Genomic DNA, 22674 nt, shown 5'->3' with positions numbered 1-22674 from the left:
TGTCGGCGCTCGCGGAGCGCGAGTTCGGCGACCCGCTCCACATGCTCGTCATCCCCGGCGAGGTCCACCACGTCGAAGCCGACGCGCTCTCGGCGCTCGGCGGCGCGTCCGAGGAACTGTTCGACGAGAGCTGAGCGGAAGAGGAGTCCGACGACGACTGACCGGGAGACGACGGGAGAAGAGAACCGATTACGCCCGCTCGTCGAGCCCTAACTCACTTCTGAGGTCGTACTCGTCGCCGGTCACCATGTAGAGCACGTCCTCGATGACGGTGAGCAGTTCCGGCACTTCGTGGACGACGAGGTAGGTGATGCCGACGAGCGCGACGACCGCGAGCGCCTGGCTGATGATGCGGTCGGAGATGAAAAACGACACCATGTACGGGTCCGACGAGCCGAAGAGAAACAGGATTTCGTCGACGAACAGCTGGAAGTACTGGTTGCCGACCGAGATGGAGATGAACGTCGTCCGAAGCAGATTCAGCGCGTAGATGATGGGGACGGCGATGGCGAGGCCGCGAAGCTTCCGTCGCATCGGGGCCTCGACGGCGGCGATGAGGCCGACGAAGATGGCGATGCTCCCGAGTCCGGTGCAGGCGAGGACGACGGAGATTTCGATTCGGTGAGAGCCCTGCATCCACAGGAACGTGTTCAGATACCCCTGATCACCGAGAATCATCTGCGGCGAGTAGCCGAGCAACTCGGTGAGGAAGCGCGTCTGTGCCGCGACGGTCTCCATGAGGACGCCGCGAGGCGCGGGGACGGTCGCCCCGAAGAGCGTAAACGCGGGAATCGTCTCGAACGGGAGGTAGACCACGCCCATGGCGGCGACGGCGCGAGAGAGGACGAACAGCGTGTCGCGGCCGTTGTAGAGGAGCCAGCCGGTGTACAGCGACGCCGGGACGGCCGCGATGGTCAATAAGCCCTCGATGTAGCTCTTGTGGACGAGCGTGAAATGCGGGATGAGCTGGAGCCAGAAGAGAGCGAACAGCACCCACGCGGCAGTCATCACCCGTCGCCCGAGTTCGCGGTCCCGCCCGTTTGCGACCGCGCCGGCGACGAAGGTTCCGATGGCCACCCACGCGAGGACGTCGGAGAGGAGACCGGGCATACGTATTGGATGCGCTGGACCGATTAAATCCCTTGTCGTTCCGTGCGCCGACTTCCGGTGCGGCCCGGCGGCCCGAACTCACGGCACCGCCGCTGTGCGGACAGTCGGCAGCGGCGAAAAATCGGGACGCCGGGGGCCGGGGCGTCAGGACCGAGGCGGCTTATTCCGGCGACTCGAAGTCGGCCGGGATGACTTCGATTTCGTGGCCGTCGGGGTCCTTCGTGAACGCGAACATGTCGTCGCACGACTCGGGGTCGCGGTAGTCGTCGGCCTCGCGCTCCATGAGCGTCTCCCAGTAGTCGTGGAGGTCGTCGGCGCTGACGGCGAGGTGGCCCCACGCGTCGCCCATCTCGTAGCTCCGGCCGTCGTAGTTGTAGGTGAGTTCGACGGCCATCGCCTCTTCGGCCGCGCCCTCGGGCTTCATGAAGTAGTTCGCGAAGGTGTCGGACTCCCAGCGGCCGGTGTGCTCGTAGCCGAACTTGCGGGTCCAGAAGCCGAGCGCCTCGTCGGCGTCCTCGACGCGAATCATGGTGTGGTCGAGGCTCCACTTCGCGCCGTGGTCGCGCTTGACGATTTCGACCTCGTGGCCGTCGGGGTCCTTGACGAACGCGTAGCGGCCGCCGCAGGACTCGGGGTCGCGGTAGTCCTCGACGCCCTCGTCCATGAGCTGCTGGTAGGAGGATTCGAGTTCGTCCTCGGGGACGCGGACCGCGATGTGACCCCACGCGTCGCCCATCTCGTAGGTGTTGTCGCCGTGGTTGTAGGTGAGTTCGAGGACCGCGCCCTCCTCGTGGAGGTCCTCGGGGCCGAGGTAGACGTTGGTGAACGTGTCGGCCTCCCAGCGACCCTTCTCCTCGTAGCCGAGGTGGGTCGTGTACCAGTCGAGCGACTCCTCGAGGTCTTCGACGCGGATCATCACGTGGTCGAGGGTTCCGGACATATCCGACAGATGTGTCGCGCCGGCGAAAAACGTACCGAACGCGGAACCGACCGTCGATGGTTGTCACACGCCGTCTACCGGAACTTTCCGACCGTTGCGTGGTGCATAAGTACTACCCGGAGGTACGGTTCAGCAGTGTTCCCGGTCCCCAACCCCGTTCGACTCCTCATCCTCGGCATCGGGCTGGCGCTCGCCCGAGTCGGTCTCCTCGACCGCGAGCGCGCCGTCCGCATCGCCGACCTCTCGTGGCCACGCATCGTCACCGGCATCGCCCGGATGTCGAAGAACGCCGTCGACGTGGCGATGGTGGGTATCGCCTCGGGGACCGTCGCCATCACCGGCGTCGGGTTCGCCGGGCCGTACTGGGGACTGGCCTTCGCGCTCGGCGGCGGCATCGCGGGCGGGACCATCGCACTCGTCTCCCAGCGCTTCGGCGCGGACGCGATAGACGAGTTGGGGCTCGCGGTCCGGTCGAGCGCGCTTTTGACCGTCGTCGCCACGCTTCCGGTCACGGCCGTCTTCTGGCTGTTTCCCACCGAACTCATCTCCGTCCTGAGCAGCGACCAAGGAGCCATCGAACTCGGGGCGGCCTACCTCCGAATCGTCGGGCTCGGCGTCCCCTTCGCCGGCCTGAACCTCATCGGGAGCCGCGTCCTCGTCGGCACCGACGACGCGTACACCGCGATGATTCTCCGCGCGAGCGGGGCGGTCATCAACATCGCACTCAACGCGGTGCTCATCTTCGGCCTCGACCTCGGCGTCGAGGGCGCGGCGCTCGGGACCGTCCTCTCGAACGTCGTCGTCACCGGCGCGTTCGCGCTCGGCCTCTCGCGGGGGTCGCTCCCCGGCGTCGGCGCGTTCCCCGTCGTCGTCGACCCGTTCGGCCCCTTCCTCGACACCGAGACGATACGCGACCTCGTCAAAATCGGCGTCCCGGTCATGGGTCGAAGTCTCGTCTGGACCGCCGCCGAGTTCCCGATGCTCGCCATCCTCGACAGCTTCGGCCCGGACGTGGTCGCCGCGTTCGTCATCGTCCGCCGCATCTGGGGGCTCATGAACACCCCCGGCTGGGGCTTCGGGCTGGCGTCGTCGAGCCTCGTCGGGCAGGCGCTCGGCAAGGACGACGAACGGACCGCCGAGGCCTACGGCAACGAGGTCATCCGATACGCCGTCGCCACGTACCTCATCTCCGCGGCGCTCGTGGCGGTGTTCGCCCGGCCCATCGTCCTCGGGTTCGTGGACGACCCGGCCGCCCCGGCGGTCCCCATCGCTATCGACCTCGTCTACGTCGCCTGCCTCGCCGTCATCTTACAGGGCGTCTCCGGCGGCTCAGCGGGCCCGCTCGACGCCAGCGGCGACACGCGCTGGACGTTCGGCAGCCAGTTCGTCGGGATGTTCCTCGGGTCGATTCCGCTCACCTACATCGGCTCTGTCACCTCGCTCGGGCTCACCGGGCTCTATCTGGCGTTCCTCGCCGAGACGACGATTCCGGCGGTGCTGAACTACTACCGGTTCAAAACCGGGACGTGGAAGGCGGTGAGTCGGAGCTACCGACCGAAGACGGCGGCTGACGACTGAGCGAGGCGACGGGTGCGTCGTTCGGTTCTGTGATGTCGCTCAGCGCGAGGAGCCGCCGGCGTCGCGCTCGCCCGCGCGTGACCAATACAGGAACCCCGCCACGGCCCACAAGAGGACGGTCCCGACCGGCCACGCGGTTCGACCGGGTTGGACCGAAAAGCCGCGGGCGACCTCCAACTGGGTCACGCCGGCGAGGATGAGTCCGGCCGCGGTAAGTCGAACGTCCTCGCGGCCGAACAGAACGCCCGAGAGCGCGCTCGCCAGCGCGACGACGTAACAGGCGACCCCGACCGGCCACGCGAGGATGTAGTCCGGCAGTCCCATCGTAAACCGCAGGAAGAAGTCGGTGATAGTGGTCACGCTCCCGGTGGCGGGGCTGGCGAGTCCCCACGGGAACAACAGCGCGGGGGACCCGGTCGCGAACGTCTGGACGGACCACGGAACGAGACCGAGGACGAAAACGAGGAGAAGGCGGCGGCGGCGGTGCGCGGACGACCGCGAAGTCGACCGGGCCGCCGAGTCGGTCGTCACCGCTGGGCGATGATGCGGAGCACGTCCTCGTCTTCGAGGACGTGGTCGCGGCCGACCTGCTGGTCGTCGTGTTTCGCGCTCGGGCCGGAGACGCGGGCGAACCGGAACCGCTCGTCGAGCTTGGCGCCGAGTTCGTGGATGGCGTCGTCGATGGTGTCGCCCTCGCGGAGGACGAGCGGTTCGTCGTAGTCGACGCCGCGGCCGGGTTTGTCCATGTAGATGCGGATGAGCCCGAGGGCGTCCCAGATCTCCTCTTTGAGCGCGTCGAGGCCCTTCTCGGCCTCGGCGCTGATGAACGTCACCTCGTCGGGGTCGAGGCCGACCTCGCGGAGGTTCTCCTCGACCGTCGGGAGGTAGTCCTTGTCGATGAGGTCGGCCTTGTTGACGGCGACGATAGAGGGCAGGTACACCCGGTTTTTCATGATGCCGTCGACGAGTTCGTCGATGGTCGTCTCGCCGCGGAGCGTCACCTCGGCGTTGACGAAGCCGTGCTCGCGGAGGATGCCCTTGATGGTCTCCTCTTCGAGGTCGACGCTGTCGCTTTTTGTCACGTTGATGCCGCCTTTGCCCTTCTTGTTGATAGAGAGGCTCGGCGGCGACGTGTCGAGTCGAATCTTGTTGTTGTAGAGTTCCTGTTGCAGTCGCTCGTAGCGCTCTATCTCGAACACCGAGAGCAGGAACACGACGAGGTCGGCGGTGCGGACGACAGAAAGGACCTCCTTGCCGCCGCCGCGACCGCCCGCGGCCCCTTCGATGAGGCCGGGCACGTCGAGTATCTGGATGTTCGCGCCCCTGTACTTCAGCATCCCCGGGTTCACGTTGAGCGTGGTGAACTCGTACTCGCCGGTCTCGCTGTCGGCGTTGGTGAGCGCGTTGATGAGCGTCGATTTGCCGACGCTGGGGAAGCCGACGAGCGCGACCGTGGCGTCGCCGGTCTTCTCGACGGCGTACCCTTGGCCGCCGCCGGCCGAACTCTGGTTTTCGAGTTTCTCTTTCAGTTCCGCGAGTTTCGCCTTCAGCCGACCGATGTGCGCCTCGGTCGACTTGTTGTACGGCGTGTTAGATATCTCCTCGCGGATATCTTCGATCTCCTCCTCCAGTCCCATCGTCAACAGTTCCGCCGCGTCCGTCGAAAAACCCTTTCCTTCCGCGCGGCGGGTCCGCCGCGTCGACGCGTCGGGTGTTGAGGTAGTCTCGCGTGTGCGAAGAGACGAGTTTCGGCACGGTTATACACGACCCCTTCGACCGCCCGATGAACACCGATGCCCGACCCCCGAACGCTCCGCGACAGCACGCAGATCGTGCTCCCCTGCGACCTCTTGGAGAGCGTGCGCGACGACCTCGAATCGGAGTTCGTCGTCTCGGTCTACCGAGCGAACGGCGAGACGTGCCGGATCATCGGCAGTCCGGTCGAGATTCGCGCGGTCAGCGACTTCCTCGCTCGGCAGGGCATCTCCCTCCGCTAGTCTCGGTTCCGAAGGGCTTGTTACCACACAGTCCAACGGACGCGTATGGACGAAGCGCCGGGACTCTCCGACCAGTACCGCACGGCCAGTCCGTGGCCCGTGTTCATCGCGCTCGGGATTCCCATCTCCGAGCTGGGCCTGTTGTTCGACCTGTTTCCCCTCGCCGTCGGCGGGCTGCTCCTGTTCGGCGGGAGCGTCGTCGGCATCCTCAAGGAGTCCGGCTACGTCACCTCGACGATCCGCTCGGTCTCCGCGCTCGCCGCCGTCCTGTTCGCGTTCGGCGCGGGGCTCGCGTTCACCGACATCGCCTCGTGACCCGCGGCTACGCGGTCATCGCCGCCGCGATTCTGCTGGTGGTCGGCGGCGTCGTCTTCGAACTGTTCGTCCGCGAACAGCGACAGACCTTCTGACCGCCGCGGACGACCCCGCGACCGCTCCGACTCGCCTCGACCGGACGCGAAACCAACAATCTATTTGAACGGCGTCCCCGAGTGTCTCGATATGGCAACCAAGACGTTCGACAAGGAGACCATCCTCGACCTCACGGTCAACATGGTTCCGCTGGCCATCATCCTGTTTTTCGTGGTGGCGTTCACCTTCGTCAATCCGTTTGGGTTCGAATCGCTCACGTCGGGGCTGCAGTACGCGCTCCTCATCGCGCCGTTCGTACTGCTCGCCGCGCTCACCTACCTCTCTGGGAAGGCCATCGCGGGCTCCGAGAAGGAAGGCACCGTCTACGCGCCGGGGCAGGCGACGGTTCCGGGCGCGAAGCCGCTTCACGAACAAGAGAGCGAGGAGGCGGCCGAACTCGAAGAATCGCCGGATGACGACGCCGTCGAAGCCGCGGACGAGACGGCTTAAAGCACCTCGAATCGCAGGGCGGTCCCGAATCTTTCATTACCCTGCACTACTCAGGCACTTCCATGGAGGTTAACGGACAGTTAGCACTGACGGTGCTCATGGGGGTCTTCCTCATCGCCGTCGCCGCGTGGCTCGCGCGGGTCGAAGACTGGCGGTCGTACACCCCGCTCGCGGGCGGAGGCACGGTCGGCGGTACCGCAGAGCAGTACGTCTCGGAGGAGAAACCATCCGGGGTCATCCGTTGGTTGACGACGGTCGACCACAAGGACATCGGGATGCTCTACGGCGCGTACGCGCTCGTCGCGTTCGCCGTGGGGGGTCTCATGGTCGTCCTGATGCGGATTGAACTGGCGGACCCGTCGATGACGCTTATCTCGAACACGTTCTACAACTCGTTGCTCACAAGCCACGGGATTACGATGCTGTTCCTGTTCGGGACGCCCATCATCGCCGCGTTCTCGAACTACTTTATCCCGCTTCTCATCGGCGCGGACGACATGGCGTTCCCGCGTATCAACGCCATCGCCTTCTGGCTCCTACCGCCGGCGGCGCTGCTCATCTGGGCCGGGTTCTTCCCCATCCCGGACGTCATCCCGGCGCAGACGGCCTGGACGATGTACACGCCGCTTTCGGCCGGTGTCGGGTCCGGCAACCAGGTGAACGCCGGCGTCGACCTGATGCTCCTCGGCCTGCACCTCTCGGGTGTCTCGGCCACGATGGGCGCGATCAACTTCATCGCGACCATCTTCACGGAGCGCAACGAGAAGGTCTCGTGGGCGAACCTCGACATCTTCTCGTGGACGATTCTGACCCAGTCCGGTCTCATCCTCTTCGCGTTCCCGCTTCTCGGTAGCGCGATTATGATGCTGCTTTTCGACCGGAACTTCGGCACGATGTTCTTCGATGTCGACGGTGGGGCGATTCTGTGGCAACACCTGTTTTGGTTCTTCGGCCACCCCGAAGTGTACATCCTCGTGTTGCCCCCGATGGGTATCGTGAGCCTCGTGCTCCCCCGCTTCGCGGGTCGTCGGCTCTTCGGGTTCAAGTTCGTCGTCTACTCCACGCTCGCCATCGGCGTCCTCTCGTTCGGCGTCTGGGCGCACCACATGTTCGCCACGGGCATCGACCCCCGGCTCCGCGCCTCGTTCATGGCCGTCTCGCTGGCCATCGCGATACCGAGCGCGGTCAAGACGTTCAACTGGATCACGACGATGTGGAACGGGAAGATTCGCCTCACGACGCCGATGCTGTTCTGTATCGGCTTCGTCTCGAACTTCATCATCGGCGGCGTGACGGGCGTCTTCCTCGCGTCGATTCCGGTGGACCTCGTGCTCCACGACACCTACTACGTCGTCGGGCACTTCCACTACATCGTCATGGGAGCCATCGCCTTCGCCGGCTTCGCCGGGCTCTACTACTGGTACCCCATCTACACCGGCCGGATGTATCAGGTCACGCTCGGTAAGTGGCACTTCTGGCTCTCGATGGTCGGGACGAACCTGACGTTCTTCGCGATGATTCTGCTCGGCTACGGCGGGATGCCGCGTCGCTACGCGACCTACCTGCCGCAGTTCGCGACGCTGCATCAGGTCGCCACGGTCGGCGCGCTCATCCTGCTCGCCGGCCAGATCATCTTCGTCTGGAACTTCGTCCAGTCGTGGCTCGAAGGCCGCGAAATCGAAGACGGCGACCCGTGGGACCTCGCCGACGACGACCTCGTCACCGCCGAGTGGACCTGGTTCGAACGCAAACTGGAGACGGCCGTCACCGACGGCGGCGAAGACGAGACCGACCTCGCCACCGACGGCGGGCGGTCGGTCGACGACGCGGAGGCGGACTCCGCGGACGACGCGTAACCGACGCCGCTCGACGGCGATTCGGTCGCGGTTCATTTTTCGGACGCTGGTTTCGAGAGCGAACGCGCCCGACGACGCCGACAGTCCGTGCTCGCCGCCGGTGTCGGTCGCTCGCGTGCGTCACGGAGTCCGTCCCGTCAAAGCCGCCGCTCACGAGCGACGGTGACCGCGGCGGAGAGAAGCGACCGCTCTCGGTGGCGGCGACGCGGAAAACCGGAGAGAGCTCAGACGACGAGGAGGATGCCCGTCGCGAACATCAGTACCGCGATGGCCCCGAGCACGAGTCCGAGGATATCCGTATCCGACATACCTCACTGTTTGCGCGTGCGGCCAAAGGTGCATCGGTACGCGGACGCCGACGCCGACACCGACCCCCACTGCGACGAGGCGAACGGAAACCCCTAACAGCGTCCGTCCCCGAACGTGAGCCGTGAGTTCGAACGTCGGCGGTCACCGCTTCGTCCTCGGATTGTACGCCGCCCTCGTCGCCGTCGCCGGGGCCGCGGGCTACCTCACCGGAACGTTCGTCTCGGGACTCAGCGCGCCGCGGTTCCTCTTTCTGGTGCCGTTTCCCCCCACGCCCGTCGGCTTCGCGGCCTACGGCGCGCTGACCATCGCGCTCGTCCTCGGCGCTCCGCTCGCGCTCGTCGTCTACGTCTCGGCGGGACTCGACGACGCCTAATTCAGCATTATCGTTCAACACAAATACTAATATCCACTACCGGGACGTGGTAGTATGTACCACGTTGTAATCGGTATCGACGACGACGCGGACCACGCGCTCGCGTGCGTCGAAGAGGTCGCGAAACTCCCCGGCGACCCCGGCGAGAAGGAGGTCACACTCATCCACAGTTTCACCGACAACCCGAGCGGGGCGTCGGCGACGCAGATTCACTCGGTCAGAAAGGCGGGCGAGTTCCTCGAAGACCGCGGTATCGAGTACGACGTCAACGAGTCGTCGGGCGACCCCGCGGAGGTCATCATCGAGTTCGCCGACGAGGAGGACGCGGACCTCATCGTCACCGCCGGGCGGAAGCGCTCGCCCGCGGGGAAGGCGCTTTTCGGGAGCGTCACCCAGACGGTGATTCTGAACTCCGACCGGCCCGTCATGGTGACGGGCTCGACGAAGCGGAAAAGCTAGTAGACCCGGTCGAGGACGGCCGCGACCTCGTCGGGGGTCCGGCGGCCGGACGCTCGTTCTCGCAGTTCGCCGTCCCGAACACACAGGAGCGTCGGTGCTGACTCGACATCGAAGGACCGGCAGAACTCGTCAGCCGCTTCGCCGTCGACGCCGGCAGTCGCGACCCCGCCGGGGACGCGGTCGAGAATCGCGTCGAGGTCCTCCTTCATCGCGTCGCAGGGCTCGCAGAAGCGCCGCCACACGAGGACGACGGCGTCCGGGTGTGCGTCGAGGTACGATTCGAAGGAACCGTCGTCGAGTTCGTCGAGCGCGTTCGGCACCGGCGACGACGGGGTCATCTCGACGAGCAGCCCCGCCATGACGAAAAGCAGGTCCCGCTCGACGGGCGCGTCGAGAAACGACTTCGCCGCGAGGTACGCGACCACGTCGGCTCTGGTGACGCCGAACTCGTCGAGTCGCGCCTCGACGTTCTCGGGGGCGACGCCGAAGAGGTCCGAGACGGTCTGGTGGAACTCCTCGGTCGAAACCGCCCCGTAGATGTCGTGGTAGACGGCGAGCGTCTTCTCGAACTCCGCCGTGGTCGACAGCGTCCCGTCCGGCGCTTCGTCGACCGCGCCGGCCTCGATGAGCGTTTCGAGCGCCGTCTCGGGGTCGGCGTCGGCGTCGGTCGCGGCCATCGTCAGACCCCCAGATACCGCTCGCGCGTCTCGTCGTCCTCGCGGAGTTCCTCGGCGCTCCCGTCGAAGACGATGCCGCCCTGGTCGATGACGTACGCGCGGTCGGCGAGTTTGATGGCCGCCGCGGCGTTCTGCTCGACGAGCAGGATGGTCGTGCCCGCGTCGCTGATGCGCTCGACCGCGTCCTCCACGTCCTCGATGATCTTCGGCGCGAGCCCCTCGTAGGGCTCGTCGAGGAGCAACAGGTCCGTGTTCTGCTTCAGGGCGCGCGCGATGGCGAGCATCTGCTGTTCGCCGCCGGAGAGCGTCCCCGCGCGCTGGTCTTTCCGCTCGTCTAACCGCGGGAACTGGTCGTAGACCTCCTCGGTCGACATTCCCTTGTGGCCGAACGACAGCGACCGCCCCCACGTGTTCGACTTGTTGTTGACGACCTCCGCGAGGTGGAGGTTCTCGGCGACAGAGAGGTTCGGGAAGATGCGCCGCTCCTCGGGCACCAGCGAGATGCCCCGGACGGAGACGTCCTCGGCGGGGACGCCCGTGATGTCGTCGCCCTTGAACCGGATGTGGCCCTCCCGCACGTCGGGCGGCGTCGCCCCGGCGATACACCGGAGCGTGGTGGTCTTCCCCGCGCCGTTGCGGCCGAGGAGCGCGCATATCTCGCCCTCCTCGACGCTCATCGAGAGGTCGCGGATGATGTGGCTCTCGCCGTAGTAGGCGTCGATGGCGTCGATTTCGAGGAGGCTCACAGCTCGACACCTCCGAGGTACGCCTCTTGGACGGCTTCGTTGCCCCGAATCTCGTCGGGGGTGCCCTCGGCGATGATGCCGCCGCGGCTGAGGACGACGATGCGGTCGGAGATGCTGAAGACGATTTCCATGTCGTGTTCGACGAGGACGAACGTGAGCCCGAGGTCGCGTTTGACCTGCTCGATGAGGTCGACCGTCGACTTCGTCTCCTCGGGAGACATGCCGGCGGTCGGTTCGTCCATGAGGAGCAGGTCGGGGTCGCTCGCGAGCGCGATGCCGATTTCGAGGCGACGCTTGTCGCCGTACGGCAGGTCGGTCGCGACGGTGTCCGCGCGGTCCAACAGGCCGACCGAGTCCAGCGTGTCGCGGGCGACGTCGTGGACGTCGGTGAGGCTGTCGCGGTGTTTCAGGAACTCGAACCCGAACGCGCCGCGCTCGGACGCCAGCGCCGCGATTTCCGCGTTCTCCCGGACGGTCAGGTCGGGGAAGATGGAGGCGGTCTGGAACGACTTGGAGACGCCGCGTTGGACCACCTGATGCGGTTCGAGGCCGACGATAGACTCGCCTTTGAACCGGATGTCGCCGCTGGTCGGGTCGAGCCGTCGCGTGATGAGGTTGATGAGCGTCGACTTCCCCGCGCCGTTCGGCCCGATGATGGAGACGCGCTCGTCCTCCTCGACGGTGAGGTTCACGTCGTCGGTGGCGACGAGGCCGCCGAACTCCTTGACGAGGTTCTGGGTTTCGAGGAGCGTCATCGACCGTCACCTCCGTTGCCGGAGAGCGCGCGGACGCGGTTCGCCGCCTTCGAACCGAGGTCGACCGCGAGCTCGCGGAGCCAGTTCAGGATGCCCCACAGGCCGTCGGGGACGACCCAGACGACCACGACGAAGACGAGTCCCAAAAGCAGGTGCCAGTAGAACCCGAAGTCCCGAATCAGCACGATGTCCGTGAAGGGAATCGTCAGCGCTTGGATGGTCTGGACGATGTTCTCGATGTAGAGGTACAGTCCGACGCCGAGGACCGGCCCGAACATCGAGCCCGCGCCGCCGAGAACGGTCATGACGACGATGTCGCCGGACTCCGTCCAGAACAGCGACTGGAGCGGGACGTACGCCCCGTGGATGGTAAAGAGGCTCCCGGCGACGCCCGCGAACGCGCCCGAGATGATGAACGCCATCAGCTTGTAGCGCCAGACGTTGAGGCCGACGAACTCGGCGCGCTGTTCGTTCTCGCGGATGGCGCGGAACACCATCCCGTACGGCGAGTTGAGGATGCGGTAGGCGACCGCGACCGCGCCGACGAAGAAGACGCCGACGAAGGCGTAGAACCACGTCCCGAGGAGCATCCCGCCGACGGACGGAACGTCCGCTTCGAGGTGGATGACGCCGAGGAAACTGCCGACCTCGACGCCGGTCAGGCCGTTTTCGCCGTTGGTCAGAAACGCCAGCGGCGACGCGGCCATGTAGTAGAACATCTGGGCGAACGCCAGCGTGAGGATGGAGAAGTAGATGCCGCCCCGGCGGAGCGACAGAAAGCCCAGCACCCACGCGAGCAGCACCGCGAAGAGCGTCCCCGAGACGACCATCACGATGGGGTCGCCGCTGACGTTCTTGGCGACGATGCCCGCGGCGTACGCCGCGCCGCCCCAGAAGGCCGCGTGGCCGAACGAGAGCAGGCCGGTGTAGCCGAGAAGCAGGTCGAAGCCGATGGCGAAGATGCCCCAGATGAGGATGAGCGTCGCCAGGCTCTGGTAGCCCTGCAAGATGCCCGAGACGACGGGCGCGCGGGCGAAGAGGTACGGGAACACCGCGACGAGGACGGCCGTGATGCCGACGACCGTCCCCTCGCGGCCGCGGAGTTTCTCCCAGCGACCGAACAGGCTGCCGCCGACCAGCGCGTCCTTCGCGCTCGGGTTGGCGTCCTTCTCGCTCATGGCGTCACCTCCTCGTCGCCGAGCAGGCCCTGCGGCCGCGTCAGGAGGACGATGGCCGCGATGGCGTAGAGGCCGACCTGCGACCACGCGGGCGCGAAGGCGACGAGCGCGGCGGTCGTGAGGCCGAAGACGATACCGCCGACGACCGCGCCGGCGATGCTTCCGACCCCGCCGATGACGACGGTCAGGAACGCCGGGACGAGGATGTTCGTCCCGATGGTCGGGTTGACGACGTTCAGCGGGCCGCCGACGACGCCCGCCACCCCGGCGAGCGCCGCGCCGATGCCGAAGACCACGATGTACGGCCGGGTGATTTTGATGCCGAGGAGTCGGACCATCTCGGCGTCGCGGGTCCCGGCGCGAACGACGAGCCCGAAGTCGGTGTACTCGACGAGCAGGTACACGAGCGCCACGAGGACGGCCGTGATGCCGATGACCCAGAGCCGCCACTGCGGGAAGTTACCGACGATGGGCAGCGCGATCGGGCCGGAGACGGGGATGCCGGCGAACGAGCCGACAGAGAGGATTCGCTCGGGCTGTTCGAACGGCAGGCTGTTGCTGCCGAACAGGACGCGAAACAGCTCTTGGACGACGATTGCGAGGCCGAACGTGACGAGAATCTGGTCGGTGTCGGGGCGGTCGTAGAACGCCCGCGCGAGGTACCGCTCCATCAACAGGCCGACCGCGAAGACGAAAAGCGGTACGAAAAGCAGGGCGGCCAAAAAGCCGATGTCGAGCCCGAAGCTCGAAAAGCCCCACTCGGCCAGTTTCCCGTTCGACAGCGGGACGTTCAGCGCGACGAACAGCCCCGTGTAGGTGCCGACGAGGTACAGCGCGCCGTGCGCGAAGTTGACGAACTTGAGCGTGCCGAGGATGATCGAGAGACCGACCGCCAAGAGGACGTAGATAGCCCCCTGCTGCAGTCCGTTGAGCAGGATGACGAGCACGTCCGACAGAAGGCTCATCGACCGCCACCCCCGCGCCAACGGTTCGAGGCGTGTACTACCATGGGTATGCTAATCTTACTCATTTACGTGTGCGTGGTTGTCTGCGATTAACTTTCATTAAGATAACGGTGGGGCGAGTGCCTACTCGTAGGACCCGAGTTCACACTCGGCCGCCGGCCCCGCGTCGCACGCGTAGCCGAGGTCGTCGCGGCTGGTGATGTTGACGATGTTGAAGTACGATCCCTCGCCCTGCTCGGACGCCGGAAGCCCCTGCACGACCGGCACGTCGCGCTGCGCTTGGTGGTCGCACCCGCGCATCGTCTCCGCGCCCATGCCGATGTTGTCGTACTCGTAGTCTTCGAGCTGCTTGATGACCTCCGGCGGGTAGAACGTCCCCGCGCGCTCGACGGCGGCGGCGTACTGGAGCGTCTGGGCGTACGCCAACTGAGCGGGACCGGACGGCGTCCGGTCGTACTCGTCTCGGAACGCCTGCGTGAACTCCTGCGACGGCGTGTTGTCTATCTGGGAGTCCCACGCGACGGTGCCGTAGATGCCCTCGATCGCGCCGCCCGCCGCCTCCGCCATCGGGCGGTTGTACAGCGGAACGATGATTTCCATGTCCTCGTCGATGCCGGCGTCGACGGCCTGCTGGACGGAGTTCGCGCCGTCGAGGCCGTAGTGGTTCAAGATGAGCACGTCCGCGCCCGAACTCTGTGCCCCCGAGAGATACGTCGAGTAGTCGGTGGTCCCGAGCGGGGTCGCGACGGATTCCACCTGCTCCCAGCCGGCGACGTCGGTCATGAACTGCTCCATCGACGCCTGCTGGGTCTGCCCCCAACTGTAGTCGGCGTAGAGCTGGTAGAACGTCAGGTCCTCGCCGTATGCGTCGCGGACGACGGGGTGCGAGCGCCTGACCGGTCATGTACGCGTTGAACATCTCCCGGAAGGAGTAGCGGACGCAGTCCTTTCCGGTGGTGTCGTTCGAGTGCGTCAGACAGCACATGAACATGACCTTCTCGTTTTGACACAGCCCCTGGACCGCGATGGCGACCGCCGAAGACGACCCGCCCGAGATCATGATTGCGCCGTCGCGCTGGATCATCCCCGAGGCGGACTGCCGCGCCTGGTCCGCGTCCGTGGCCGTGTCGCCGTCCACGTGGTCGATGGTGTAGCCGAGGACGCCGTCGCCGGAGAGGTCGTCGAACTGCGAGTCGACCCAGCCGCCGCCCTCGTTGAGGTGCTTCACCGCGAGCTGATACGCCCGGAGTTCGTCTTCGCCCTCCGAGGCGTACGGTCCCGACTGCGGGACGTTGAACCCGAACGTGGCCGTGTCGCCCTCGATTGGGAAGTTGCCCAGCGCCGGGTACTCCTCCCCGCCGTCGCCACCGTCTCCACCGTCGCCGCCACCGCCGCCGTCGCCACCGTCGCCGTTGCCAGTGTCAGTATCGGTGTCACCACCGCCGTCGCCTCCGCCAGTACATCCCGCCAGCCCTGCCAAGCCGGCGGTTCCGACAGCACCAGTCGCCTTCAACACGTCTCGTCGATTGAGCGGCTTGCTATCCCGTGCCATAACCACATCGGCGGATACATCCTTAATAATAGTTATGTATGAATTCCCTATTACATGTGCAATCAATCATTATAGATTGGTGCTGTCTACGGTATCATATAAGGTTCCCGTCGGGCGACGACTGCTGCCCGGCTCTCGAAGTGAGTCCTCCGCGGCACGGAACGCGCCACAGACGCAAAATACACGCCGGTGTCGGACTGGCCCGCCGCGTTGGTCCGACCCGTTCGGGCGTCGACGCCGACGAGTCGGCCGCGCGGGTCGTCTCCCCGCGGAACGCGTCGCTCCGATTTCCTCGCGTTGGCGACCGCGTGAGCGGGTCGAACCGCGGGTGACCAACTATCAGAATACTAGATATATATCCCCGAATAGCACCGTTTCAACGCGATTTCTGTGCGTACACAGACCAGTTAATCTCGTGCCGTCGTGAATGTCCGATTTATAACTAACCCAGCAAAGCGCGAATAACGCGGCAGCCACGCCCGTGGCACCACTATGACAAACGACTCGAACGACGGATTCAGACCGACTCGGCGCTCCGTGCTCCGACTCGGCGCGATGTCGGCGCTCGGCATCGGTATCGGTATCCCCGCGGTCTCCGGCTCCGCGGCGGCGACCATGTGTCCCAAGACGCCCGGCTACTGGGCGAACAACCCGGACTACAGCAGTTCCACCGACAACTGGGCGGTCCTCGGCCCGGATGGCACGAACTACACCCTCCGCGGCGTCACCATGACCCACGACGAGTGGCGCGAGTTCCTCGTCGCGCCCACGAAGGGCGACAAGGCGAACATCATGGCGAAACACTACCTCGCCATCGTCCTCAACCTCCGGAACAGACCGGGCAGTGACCCGGGATGCACGAGCGACGGCGCGACCATCCAGTACGGCGACTACGCGGGCTACACCATCGAGGAAGTCAAGAATATGGCCGGTTCGTGGCTCACAAACTCCGCGTGGTCGAACGGCGGCAAACAGACGAGCTGGTACGTCAGCGTCGGCGGCGACATGGTCGACGGCGAGCCGCTCAAAGACACCCTCGACGCGTTCAACAACAACCCCGGGTCGCTCGGCCTCGACTGCCCCTGCAACGACCGCTGAACCGCGTTCGCTTCCGAAACGAGACACCTCGGCCGCGGTTAAGGTCCCGCTACGCCCCGAAAGGCGGGCTTAACGCGATCGTTCCTATCCCTCACCCACCATCCGTCCCTCGTCTTCCCACTCGCGCTCGCGCAGTTCGTACTTCTGAATCTTCCCGGTCGCGGTCTTCGGGAGTTCGGCGACGAACTCGATTTCCTTCGGCACCTTGTACGTCGCAATCCGCTCTCGACAGAACTCGATGAGCGCCTCGGCGGTGACGCCCGGCGCGTCGGGGTCGCCGCTCGTCGGCACGACGAACGCCTTCGGCGACTCGCCCCACTCGTCCGACGGGACGGGAATGACCGCCACGTCGGCGACCTCGCCGTGGTCGAACAGCGTGTCCTCCAGTTCGATGCTGGAGATGTTCTCGCCGCCGGAGATGATGATGTCCTTCTTGCGGTCCTGAATGCTGATGAAGCCGTTTTCGTCGACGACCGCGAGGTCGCCCATGTGGTAGTAGCCCTCCAGCCGCGCCGAGAAGGCCGCTTCGGTCTCCTCGGGTTTGTTCCAGTACTTCTCCATCACCTGATTGCCCGCGACGACGATTTCGCCGATGGACTGGTCGTCTCTCGGCACGTCGTTTCCGTCCTCGTCGACGACGCGAACGTCGGTGCCGAGGTAGCCGATTCCCTGTTTCTTCTTCACGCCGAACCGGTCGTCGCCGTCCGTCAGGTAGCGCCCGGCCTCGGAGGTCGTGATGAGCGGGCCGGTCTCGGTGGCCCCGTAGACGTGCATGAGCCGCCAGCCGAACTCGTCTTCGACGGTGCGAATCGTCGCCTCCGGCGGGGCCGCGCCCGCGGTCGCCGCCCGAACGGGGCTCGCGCCGGTCGTCTCGACGCCGCCTTCCTCTCGGTAGCGTTTCATCAGGATGTTCAGCACCGTCGGCGCGGCGCAGAGATACGACACGTCCTCGTCGCGGATGGCGTCCAACACGGTCTCCGCCTCCACCCCGCGGGTGCAGACGTGCTTCGCGCCGTGGCCGGTAATCGCGTAGATGTGGCCCCAACCGTTGACGTGGAACATCGGAAGCGTCCAGAGGTAGACGTCGTCGTCCACGATGTCCTGATGCATCGAGATGAGATAGGCGTGAATCGTCTCGGCGCGGTGGGTGCGGCAGACGCCCTTCGGGTCGCCGGTCGTCCCCGAGGTGTAGTTGATGGTGATTATCTCGTCTTCGTCCATCTCGGGGCGCTCGTAGTCGGTCGACTCCGCGACCAACTCGTCGAAATCGAGCCACTCGCCGTCGGTCGACTCCGCGGCCTTCTCGGGGTCGTTCGTGACGAATATCTCGGTCGGAATCTCGTCGCGGACCTCGTCTATCTTCTCGGCGAAGGCGTAGTCGGCGTAGACCGCCGTCACGTCCGCGTCGTTCAGCATGTACTCGAAGTCGGCCGGGACGAGCCGGTAGTTCAGCGGCATGTGGACGGCTCCGAGCTGCATCGACCCGTAGGCGGCTTCGAGGTGGTAGTGCGTGTTCGGGTCGAGCACCGCGACCCGGTCGCCCTTCTCGACGCCGCGGGACTGGAGCGCCGCCGAGAAGCCGTCGGCCCGCTCGCCGAGTTCGTCGTAGGTAAAGCGCTCGCCCGTCGTGGCCACGACCGCCTCCTCGTCCCCGTAGTACCGCCGCGCGCGGTCGAGGAACTCCGTCACCAGGAGTGGTTTCTTCATACGCGGTATCCTTCACTAACGTTCAAAATAAATATGCGGGCTGGTGTCAGACAGAACCCGAATGAGAATAATTGGCACATCGGGTCGCAATATAGCACGTCTCGCGCCGCGGGAGACTATATTACTATACGAACTATGCAGGAAAATATCTTGTTCGGAGAGCCCGTAGCGCGCGTATGGCGCTTTCGGACTACACCGGACGCTCGCCGACGGGCCGGGACGAGACGATCGTCCGCGTCGTTCCCCATCGGCTGTGGCGACCGGGCGACGAGCGTGTCGAACCGTGTACCTACAGCGGCGAGGAGATTCGGCTCTCCGAGAAGCACCTCCTCGCCGTGGTGGAACGCGACGGCGTCCGCGAGCGACGCTACTTCCGCGACGAGCAGTCGCTGTCGGCGTGGATGGACGAACCGGAAAATTCGCGGTAGGGCCGACGGCGGCGGTGCCGAGAGTTACTCGTCTTCGACCTGCCGCTGAATCGACTCGACGATCTCTGGGTTCCGCAGCGTCGTCGTGTCGCCGAGTTCCTCGCCGTTCGCTATCTCTTCGAGGAGGCGGCGCATAATCTTACCAGACCGCGTCTTCGGCAGTTCGGGCGTGAACACGACCATCTCGGGGCGAGCGATTGGGCCGATGGCGTCCTCGACGCCCTCGATGATACGCTGTCGCATCTGGTCGTCTTCCTCCTGACCCTCCTCGGTGATGACGTAGGCGTAGACGGCCTCGCCTTTCACCTCGTGATTCCCGCCGACGACGGCGGCTTCGGCGACGCCCTCGACGCCCACGATGGCCGACTCGATTTCCATCGTCCCGAGGCGGTGGCCCGAGACGTTGATGACGTCGTCGACGCGACCGAGGATGGTGATGTAGTCGTCGGCATCGATTTTCGCGCCGTCCTCGGGGAAGTAGACCCAGTCGTCGGGGTCGTTACTGTCCACGTCGGAGTACTCCTGCCAGTACTCCTGAATGAACCGCTCGTCGTTGTTGTAGAGCGTCCGGAGCATCCCGGGCCACGGCCGGTTCACCGTGAGATAGCCCGCGCGCCCGGCGTCGACCCGCTCCCCGCTCGTATCGACGATTTGGGCGTCGATACCCGGCAGGGGCGGCCCGGCGGACCCCGGTTTCATCTTCTTGATGCCCGGCAGGGTCGTTATCATCATCCCGCCGGTCTCGGTCTGCCACCACGTGTCCACGACGGGGCAGTCCTCGTTGCCGATGTGCTTGTAGTACCACTTCCACGCGCGCGGGTTGATGGGTTCGCCGACCGTCCCGAGCAGGCGGAGACTCGACAGGTCGTGCTGTTCGGGGAACTTGCTGCCCCACTTCATGAACGCGCGAATCGCCGTCGGGGCCGTGTAGAAGATGTCGACCGCGTACTTCTCGATGATGTCCCACAGGCGGTCGCGGTCGGGGAAGTCGGGCGTCCCCTCGTACATCACCGTGGTCGTCCCGAGCGCCATCGGCCCGTAGACGATGTAGGAATGGCCGGTAATCCAGCCGATGTCGGCCGAACACCAGTAGGTGTCTTCCTTCTCGATGTCGAGGACGGCGTGCGATGTCCACGCGGCGTACGCGAGGTAGCCGCCGGTGGTGTGTTTGACCCCCTTCGGTTGCCCGTCGTCCCCGACGTGTACATCAGGAACAGCATGTCCTCGGCGTCGCGCTGGACGGGGTCGATGCGCTCGCCGGCGTGCTCGTCGAGGAGGTCGTCCCAGTCGTGCTGGTTGCCCTTCAGGTCGTGGCCGAAGCCGTCGTCGCCGAGGCGGTCGACGACGACCGTCGCGTCGACGCCGTGGTCGACGCCGTCGAGGCCCTCGTTGGCCTTGTCGAGGTGGTCGAGCGGGTCGCCGCGGCGGTAGTAGCCGTCGCAGGTGACGAGGAATCGGGAGTCCGCGGAGTTCATCCGCGTCGCCAGCGCGTCGGCCGAGAAGCCGCCGAAGACGACCGAGTGCGGCGCGCCGATGCGGGCACAGGCCAGCATGGCGATGGGGAGTTCCGGAATCATCGGCATGTAGAGCGTCACCACGTCGTCTTCCTCGACGCCGAGGTCGCGCAGGGCCGCCGCGAACTCGTTCACCTCGCGGTAGAGGTCCTGATAGGTGTAGGTCCGCGTCTCGCCGTGCTCGCCCTCCCACTTGATGGCGACGCGGTTCTTGTCCCCGTTTTCGACGTGGCGGTCCACGCAGTTGTACGAGACGTTGAGCTTGCCGCCCGTGAACCACTCGTAGAACGGCGGGTTCGAGTCGTCCAACACCTCGTCGTAGTCTTCGTCCCAGTCGAGCATCTCGGCCGCCCGCTCCCAACAGTCGGGCCAGTTCTCCTCGAACTCCTCGTAGACGGCCGGGTCGGAGACGTTCGCTTGCGCGACGAACTCCTCGGAGGGTTCGAACTCCTCTTGCTCGACCAGCCGTGCCTCCAGTTCGGTGTCTCCGTCTGCCATAGTACGTGTTAACTACACCAATCCTCCATGATAAATCTATGTAGTCCCGCAGTCCGGACGGGGGCGTCATCAGCGGGTGGTCGCCGGGCCGTCGGTCGGTTACGAACCCCCATCGACGCTCGTTTCCATCAACGAAAGGTCATGTCATCCCGGTCGGTGATGGCGGTACCGCGTCGGAGCCCTCACATCACGCCGATGGTCTCGCGGTAGGTGCCGTACTCCTCGGCGAACACGTCCATGATTTCGCCCATCGTGACGTACTCCTTGACGGCGTCGACGAGCACCGGCATGACGTTGTCGCCGTCGCGGACCGCCCCGCGGAGGTCGGAGAGCGCGGCGTCGACCGCCTCGTCGTCGCGCTCGTCCTTGACGGCTTCGAGGCGCGCGAGTTGTCTGTCCTGCACCTCGTCTTCGACGTGGAGCAGGTCGGGGCGGGTGTCCTCGTCGGAGGCGTACTTGTTGACGCCGACGACGACCTCCTCTCCGTCTTCGACCCGCGACTGGTACTCGTAGGACGCCTCGCTTATCTCGCGGTGGTAGTAGCCCTCGTCGATGCCGGCGAGGACGCCGTCGCGGACGGAGCCGTCGCCCATCTCCCGAATCTCCTCGATGTAGGCCATCGCCTCGGCCTCGATCTCGTCGGTCAGCGACTCCACGAAGAAGCTCCCGCCGAGCGGGTCGATGACGTCGGCCGCGCCGGACTCCTCGGCGAGTATCTGCTGAGTGCGGAGCGCGACGGTGACGGCTTCCTCCGAGGGGAGCGCCAGCGCCTCGTCGAAGCTGTTCGTGTGGAGCGACTGCGTGCCGCCGAGGACGCCGGCGAGCGCCTGAATCGTGACGCGGACGACGTTGTTGAGCGGCTGTTGGGCCGTCAGCGACTGCCCCGCGGTCTGGGTGTGGAACTTCAACTGCGTCGAGCGCTCGTCCTCGGCGTCGTACCACTCCGACATCACGTCGTGGTAGATGCGGCGGGCGGCGCGGAACTTCGCCACCTCCTCGAAGATGGAGTTGTGGGAGTTGAAGAAAAACGACAGCTGGGGGGCGAACTCGTCCACGTCGAGGCCGCGGTCGACCGCGTCTTCGACGTAGGCGAAGCCGTCGGCGAGGGTGAAGGCGAGTTCCTGCACCGCCGTCGACCCGGCCTCGCGGATGTGGTAGCCCGACACCGAGATGGGCCGGATGCGCGGGGTCTCCTCGGCGGCGAACTCGACCGTGTCGGTGACGAGTTTGAGCGACGGTTCGGGGGGAATCACCCACTCCTTCTGCGCGATGAACTCCTTGAGCATGTCGTTCTGGAAGGTGCCGCCGATTCGGTCGCGGGAGACGCCGCGGTTGTCCGCGAGCGCGACGTACATGGCGAAGACGACCGGCGCGGAGGGGTTGATGGTGAAGGAGGTCGTCACCTCGCCGATGTCGATGCCGTCGAACAGCACCTCCATGTCGCGGAGGGTGTCGACCGCGACGCCCTCCTTGCCGACCTCGCCGTCCGAAAGCGGGTCGTCGGAGTCCTTGCCCATGAGCGAGGGCATGTCGAACGCCGTCGAGAGGCCGGTCTGGCCGTTCTCGATGAGGTAGTGGAAGCGCTCGTTGGTCTCCGTGGCCGTGCCGAAGCCGGCGAACTGCCGCATGGTCCACGTCCGCCCGCGGTACATCGTGGGGTACACCCCGCGCGTGTACGGAGCCTCGCCGGGGAAGCCGAGGTCCGACTCGTAGTCGAGGTCGGCGACGTCGGCGGGCGTGTAGAGGTCCCGCACCTCGTGGTTGGAGACGGTGGCGAACCGGTCTTTGCGCTCGCCGCCCTTCTCCACGAACGGGTCGCGGGTCTCCGATTCCCACTCGTCGCGCGCCTCGCGGATAGACGCCAAATCGTCCTCGTCGTACATGTCCACCAATCAGTATGGACGATGATTAAGGATTCGGGTCGGAGCCGGCCCGCTGGTCGGTTCGTCCCGGCCCCGAGGCTTCGACGCACAGACCATCGCACATATCACCCCCGGACCGCCTAGCCCTCGCCATGCACGACCGCGCGACAGCCACAGCGCGCCTCGACGCGGCGGCTCAGCCCGCCGCAGG

19 protein-coding genes and 4 pseudogenes are annotated in these 22674 nt (G+C 65.8%); 10 read left to right on the top strand and 13 right to left on the bottom strand.

Annotation, left to right across the window (positions count from 1 at the left end):
• A pseudogene (locus ATB1_RS21435) lies at positions 1-134 on the top strand (diphthine synthase); the annotation flags it as partial.
• Between the two features lie 55 nt (positions 135-189).
• On the opposite strand, the gene artA reads toward ATB1_RS21435, so the two are convergent.
• Together artA and ATB1_RS06020 are read right to left on the bottom strand one after the other, a co-directional pair.
• Positions 190-1110 (bottom strand): archaeosortase A, encoded by a 921-nt coding sequence (gene artA, locus ATB1_RS06025; protein WP_042662691.1) that lies wholly within the window; start codon positions 1108-1110, stop codon positions 190-192.
• A 160-nt stretch (positions 1111-1270) separates the two neighbouring features.
• On the bottom strand, positions 1271-2050 hold the full coding sequence (locus ATB1_RS06020) for a VOC family protein (RefSeq protein WP_042662690.1): 780 nt from the start codon (positions 2048-2050) through the stop codon (positions 1271-1273).
• Between the two features lie 135 nt (positions 2051-2185).
• Between ATB1_RS06020 and ATB1_RS06015 the strand changes: the two genes are divergently transcribed.
• A complete protein-coding gene (locus tag ATB1_RS06015) occupies positions 2186-3628 on the top strand; it encodes an MATE family efflux transporter (protein ID WP_042662694.1) in 1443 nt (480 codons plus the stop codon).
• A 39-nt stretch (positions 3629-3667) separates the two neighbouring features.
• Here ATB1_RS06015 and ATB1_RS06010 read toward each other — a convergent pair whose 3' ends face one another.
• Together ATB1_RS06010 and ATB1_RS06005 are read right to left on the bottom strand one after the other, a co-directional pair.
• Positions 3668-4159 (bottom strand): TIGR04206 family protein, encoded by a 492-nt coding sequence (locus tag ATB1_RS06010; RefSeq protein WP_042662689.1) that lies wholly within the window; start codon positions 4157-4159, stop codon positions 3668-3670.
• Positions 4156-5265 (bottom strand): GTP-binding protein, encoded by a 1110-nt coding sequence (locus ATB1_RS06005; protein ID WP_042662688.1) that lies wholly within the window; start codon positions 5263-5265, stop codon positions 4156-4158. Before ATB1_RS06005 ends, ATB1_RS06010 begins: the two co-directional genes overlap by 4 nt.
• 156 nt (positions 5266-5421) lie before the next feature.
• Between ATB1_RS06005 and ATB1_RS06000 the strand changes: the two genes are divergently transcribed.
• From ATB1_RS06000 to ATB1_RS05975, 6 genes and pseudogenes are all read left to right on the top strand, one after another.
• Positions 5422-5625, top strand: a complete 204-nt coding sequence (locus ATB1_RS06000; protein WP_042662687.1) for a hypothetical protein — start codon at positions 5422-5424, stop codon at positions 5623-5625.
• Positions 5626-5670: 45 nt separating this feature from the next.
• Positions 5671-6035: pseudogene (locus tag ATB1_RS05995) on the top strand (cox cluster protein).
• 91 nt (positions 6036-6126) lie between these two features.
• A complete protein-coding gene (locus ATB1_RS05990; RefSeq protein WP_042662693.1) occupies positions 6127-6486 on the top strand; it encodes a DUF6684 family protein in 360 nt (119 codons plus the stop codon).
• Positions 6487-6584: 98 nt separating this feature from the next.
• On the top strand, positions 6585-8342 hold the full coding sequence (locus ATB1_RS05985) for a cbb3-type cytochrome c oxidase subunit I (protein WP_042662692.1): 1758 nt from the start codon (positions 6585-6587) through the stop codon (positions 8340-8342).
• Positions 8343-8772: 430 nt separating this feature from the next.
• The gene (locus ATB1_RS05980) at positions 8773-9024 is read left to right on the top strand and encodes a hypothetical protein (protein ID WP_042662686.1); all 252 of its coding nucleotides are present in this window, start codon (positions 8773-8775) and stop codon (positions 9022-9024) included.
• A 54-nt stretch (positions 9025-9078) separates the two neighbouring features.
• The gene (locus ATB1_RS05975) at positions 9079-9483 is read left to right on the top strand and encodes a universal stress protein (protein ID WP_042662685.1); all 405 of its coding nucleotides are present in this window, start codon (positions 9079-9081) and stop codon (positions 9481-9483) included.
• Here ATB1_RS05975 and ATB1_RS05970 read toward each other — a convergent pair.
• The 6 genes and pseudogenes from ATB1_RS05970 to ATB1_RS05945 form a co-directional block, all read right to left on the bottom strand.
• A complete protein-coding gene (locus tag ATB1_RS05970; RefSeq protein WP_042662684.1) occupies positions 9480-10160 on the bottom strand; it encodes a co-chaperone YbbN in 681 nt (226 codons plus the stop codon). The two genes, ATB1_RS05975 and ATB1_RS05970, sit on opposite strands and share 4 nt — an antisense overlap.
• A gap of 2 nt (positions 10161-10162) precedes the next feature.
• A complete protein-coding gene (locus ATB1_RS05965) occupies positions 10163-10906 on the bottom strand; it encodes an ABC transporter ATP-binding protein (RefSeq protein WP_042662683.1) in 744 nt (247 codons plus the stop codon).
• Entirely contained in the window at positions 10903-11661 is a 759-nt protein-coding gene (locus tag ATB1_RS05960; protein WP_042662682.1) for an ABC transporter ATP-binding protein, read from the bottom strand. The genes ATB1_RS05965 and ATB1_RS05960 overlap by 4 nt, the downstream gene beginning before the upstream one ends.
• Positions 11658-12839 carry a branched-chain amino acid ABC transporter permease gene (locus ATB1_RS05955; protein ID WP_042662681.1) on the bottom strand — a complete coding sequence of 394 codons (1182 nt, stop codon included), beginning with the start codon at positions 12837-12839 and terminating at the stop codon, positions 11658-11660. Before ATB1_RS05955 ends, ATB1_RS05960 begins: the two co-directional genes overlap by 4 nt.
• Positions 12836-13804, bottom strand: coding sequence for a branched-chain amino acid ABC transporter permease (locus ATB1_RS05950; protein ID WP_042662680.1), 969 nt, complete (start codon positions 13802-13804; stop codon positions 12836-12838). Before ATB1_RS05950 ends, ATB1_RS05955 begins: the two co-directional genes overlap by 4 nt.
• A 123-nt stretch (positions 13805-13927) precedes the next feature.
• Positions 13928-15284, bottom strand: a pseudogene (locus ATB1_RS05945) (substrate-binding protein).
• A gap of 564 nt (positions 15285-15848) precedes the next feature.
• Between ATB1_RS05945 and ATB1_RS05935 the strand changes: the two are divergent.
• The gene (locus ATB1_RS05935; protein WP_042662678.1) at positions 15849-16454 is read left to right on the top strand and encodes a hypothetical protein; all 606 of its coding nucleotides are present in this window, start codon (positions 15849-15851) and stop codon (positions 16452-16454) included.
• A gap of 84 nt (positions 16455-16538) precedes the next feature.
• Here ATB1_RS05935 and ATB1_RS05930 read toward each other — a convergent pair whose 3' ends face one another.
• Positions 16539-18161, bottom strand: coding sequence for a long-chain-fatty-acid--CoA ligase (locus ATB1_RS05930; RefSeq protein ID WP_042662677.1), 1623 nt, complete (start codon positions 18159-18161; stop codon positions 16539-16541).
• 176 nt (positions 18162-18337) lie between these two features.
• On the opposite strand from ATB1_RS05930, the gene ATB1_RS05925 reads away from it, so the two are divergent.
• Positions 18338-18589 (top strand): hypothetical protein, encoded by a 252-nt coding sequence (locus tag ATB1_RS05925; RefSeq protein WP_042662676.1) that lies wholly within the window; start codon positions 18338-18340, stop codon positions 18587-18589.
• A 24-nt stretch (positions 18590-18613) separates the two neighbouring features.
• Here ATB1_RS05925 and acs read toward each other — a convergent pair.
• Positions 18614-20601, bottom strand: a pseudogene (acs, locus tag ATB1_RS05920) (acetate--CoA ligase).
• 182 nt (positions 20602-20783) lie between these two features.
• The gene (locus ATB1_RS05915; protein WP_042662675.1) at positions 20784-22484 is read right to left on the bottom strand and encodes a methylmalonyl-CoA mutase; all 1701 of its coding nucleotides are present in this window, start codon (positions 22482-22484) and stop codon (positions 20784-20786) included.
• Positions 22485-22674: the final 190 nt, after the last annotated feature.

Source organism: Haloferax sp. ATB1, assembly GCF_000730175.1.
Note: the sequence above shows the minus strand (reverse complement) of the source record. Positions and strands in the feature narration are given on the sequence as shown.

Excerpts from the sequence above, each read along its gene's own strand:
- artA (WP_042662691.1), bottom strand. The coding sequence starts at position 1,110 with ATGCCCGGTCTCCTCTCCGACGTCCTCGCGTGGGTGGCCATCGGAACC.
- ATB1_RS06020 (WP_042662690.1), bottom strand. The coding sequence starts at position 2,050 with ATGTCCGGAACCCTCGACCACGTGATGATCCGCGTCGAAGACCTCGAG.
- ATB1_RS06005 (WP_042662688.1), bottom strand. The coding sequence starts at position 5,265 with ATGGGACTGGAGGAGGAGATCGAAGATATCCGCGAGGAGATATCTAAC.
- ATB1_RS06000 (WP_042662687.1), top strand. The coding sequence starts at position 5,422 with ATGCCCGACCCCCGAACGCTCCGCGACAGCACGCAGATCGTGCTCCCC.
- ATB1_RS05990 (WP_042662693.1), top strand. The coding sequence starts at position 6,127 with ATGGCAACCAAGACGTTCGACAAGGAGACCATCCTCGACCTCACGGTC.
- ATB1_RS05985 (WP_042662692.1), top strand. The coding sequence starts at position 6,585 with ATGGGGGTCTTCCTCATCGCCGTCGCCGCGTGGCTCGCGCGGGTCGAA.
- ATB1_RS05975 (WP_042662685.1), top strand. The coding sequence starts at position 9,079 with ATGTACCACGTTGTAATCGGTATCGACGACGACGCGGACCACGCGCTC.
- ATB1_RS05970 (WP_042662684.1), bottom strand. The coding sequence starts at position 10,160 with ATGGCCGCGACCGACGCCGACGCCGACCCCGAGACGGCGCTCGAAACG.
- ATB1_RS05960 (WP_042662682.1), bottom strand. The coding sequence starts at position 11,661 with ATGACGCTCCTCGAAACCCAGAACCTCGTCAAGGAGTTCGGCGGCCTC.
- ATB1_RS05955 (WP_042662681.1), bottom strand. The coding sequence starts at position 12,839 with ATGAGCGAGAAGGACGCCAACCCGAGCGCGAAGGACGCGCTGGTCGGC.
- ATB1_RS05950 (WP_042662680.1), bottom strand. The coding sequence starts at position 13,804 with ATGAGCCTTCTGTCGGACGTGCTCGTCATCCTGCTCAACGGACTGCAG.
- ATB1_RS05935 (WP_042662678.1), top strand. The coding sequence starts at position 15,849 with ATGACAAACGACTCGAACGACGGATTCAGACCGACTCGGCGCTCCGTG.
- ATB1_RS05930 (WP_042662677.1), bottom strand. The coding sequence starts at position 18,161 with ATGAAGAAACCACTCCTGGTGACGGAGTTCCTCGACCGCGCGCGGCGG.
- ATB1_RS05925 (WP_042662676.1), top strand. The coding sequence starts at position 18,338 with ATGGCGCTTTCGGACTACACCGGACGCTCGCCGACGGGCCGGGACGAG.
- ATB1_RS05915 (WP_042662675.1), bottom strand. The coding sequence starts at position 22,484 with ATGTACGACGAGGACGATTTGGCGTCTATCCGCGAGGCGCGCGACGAG.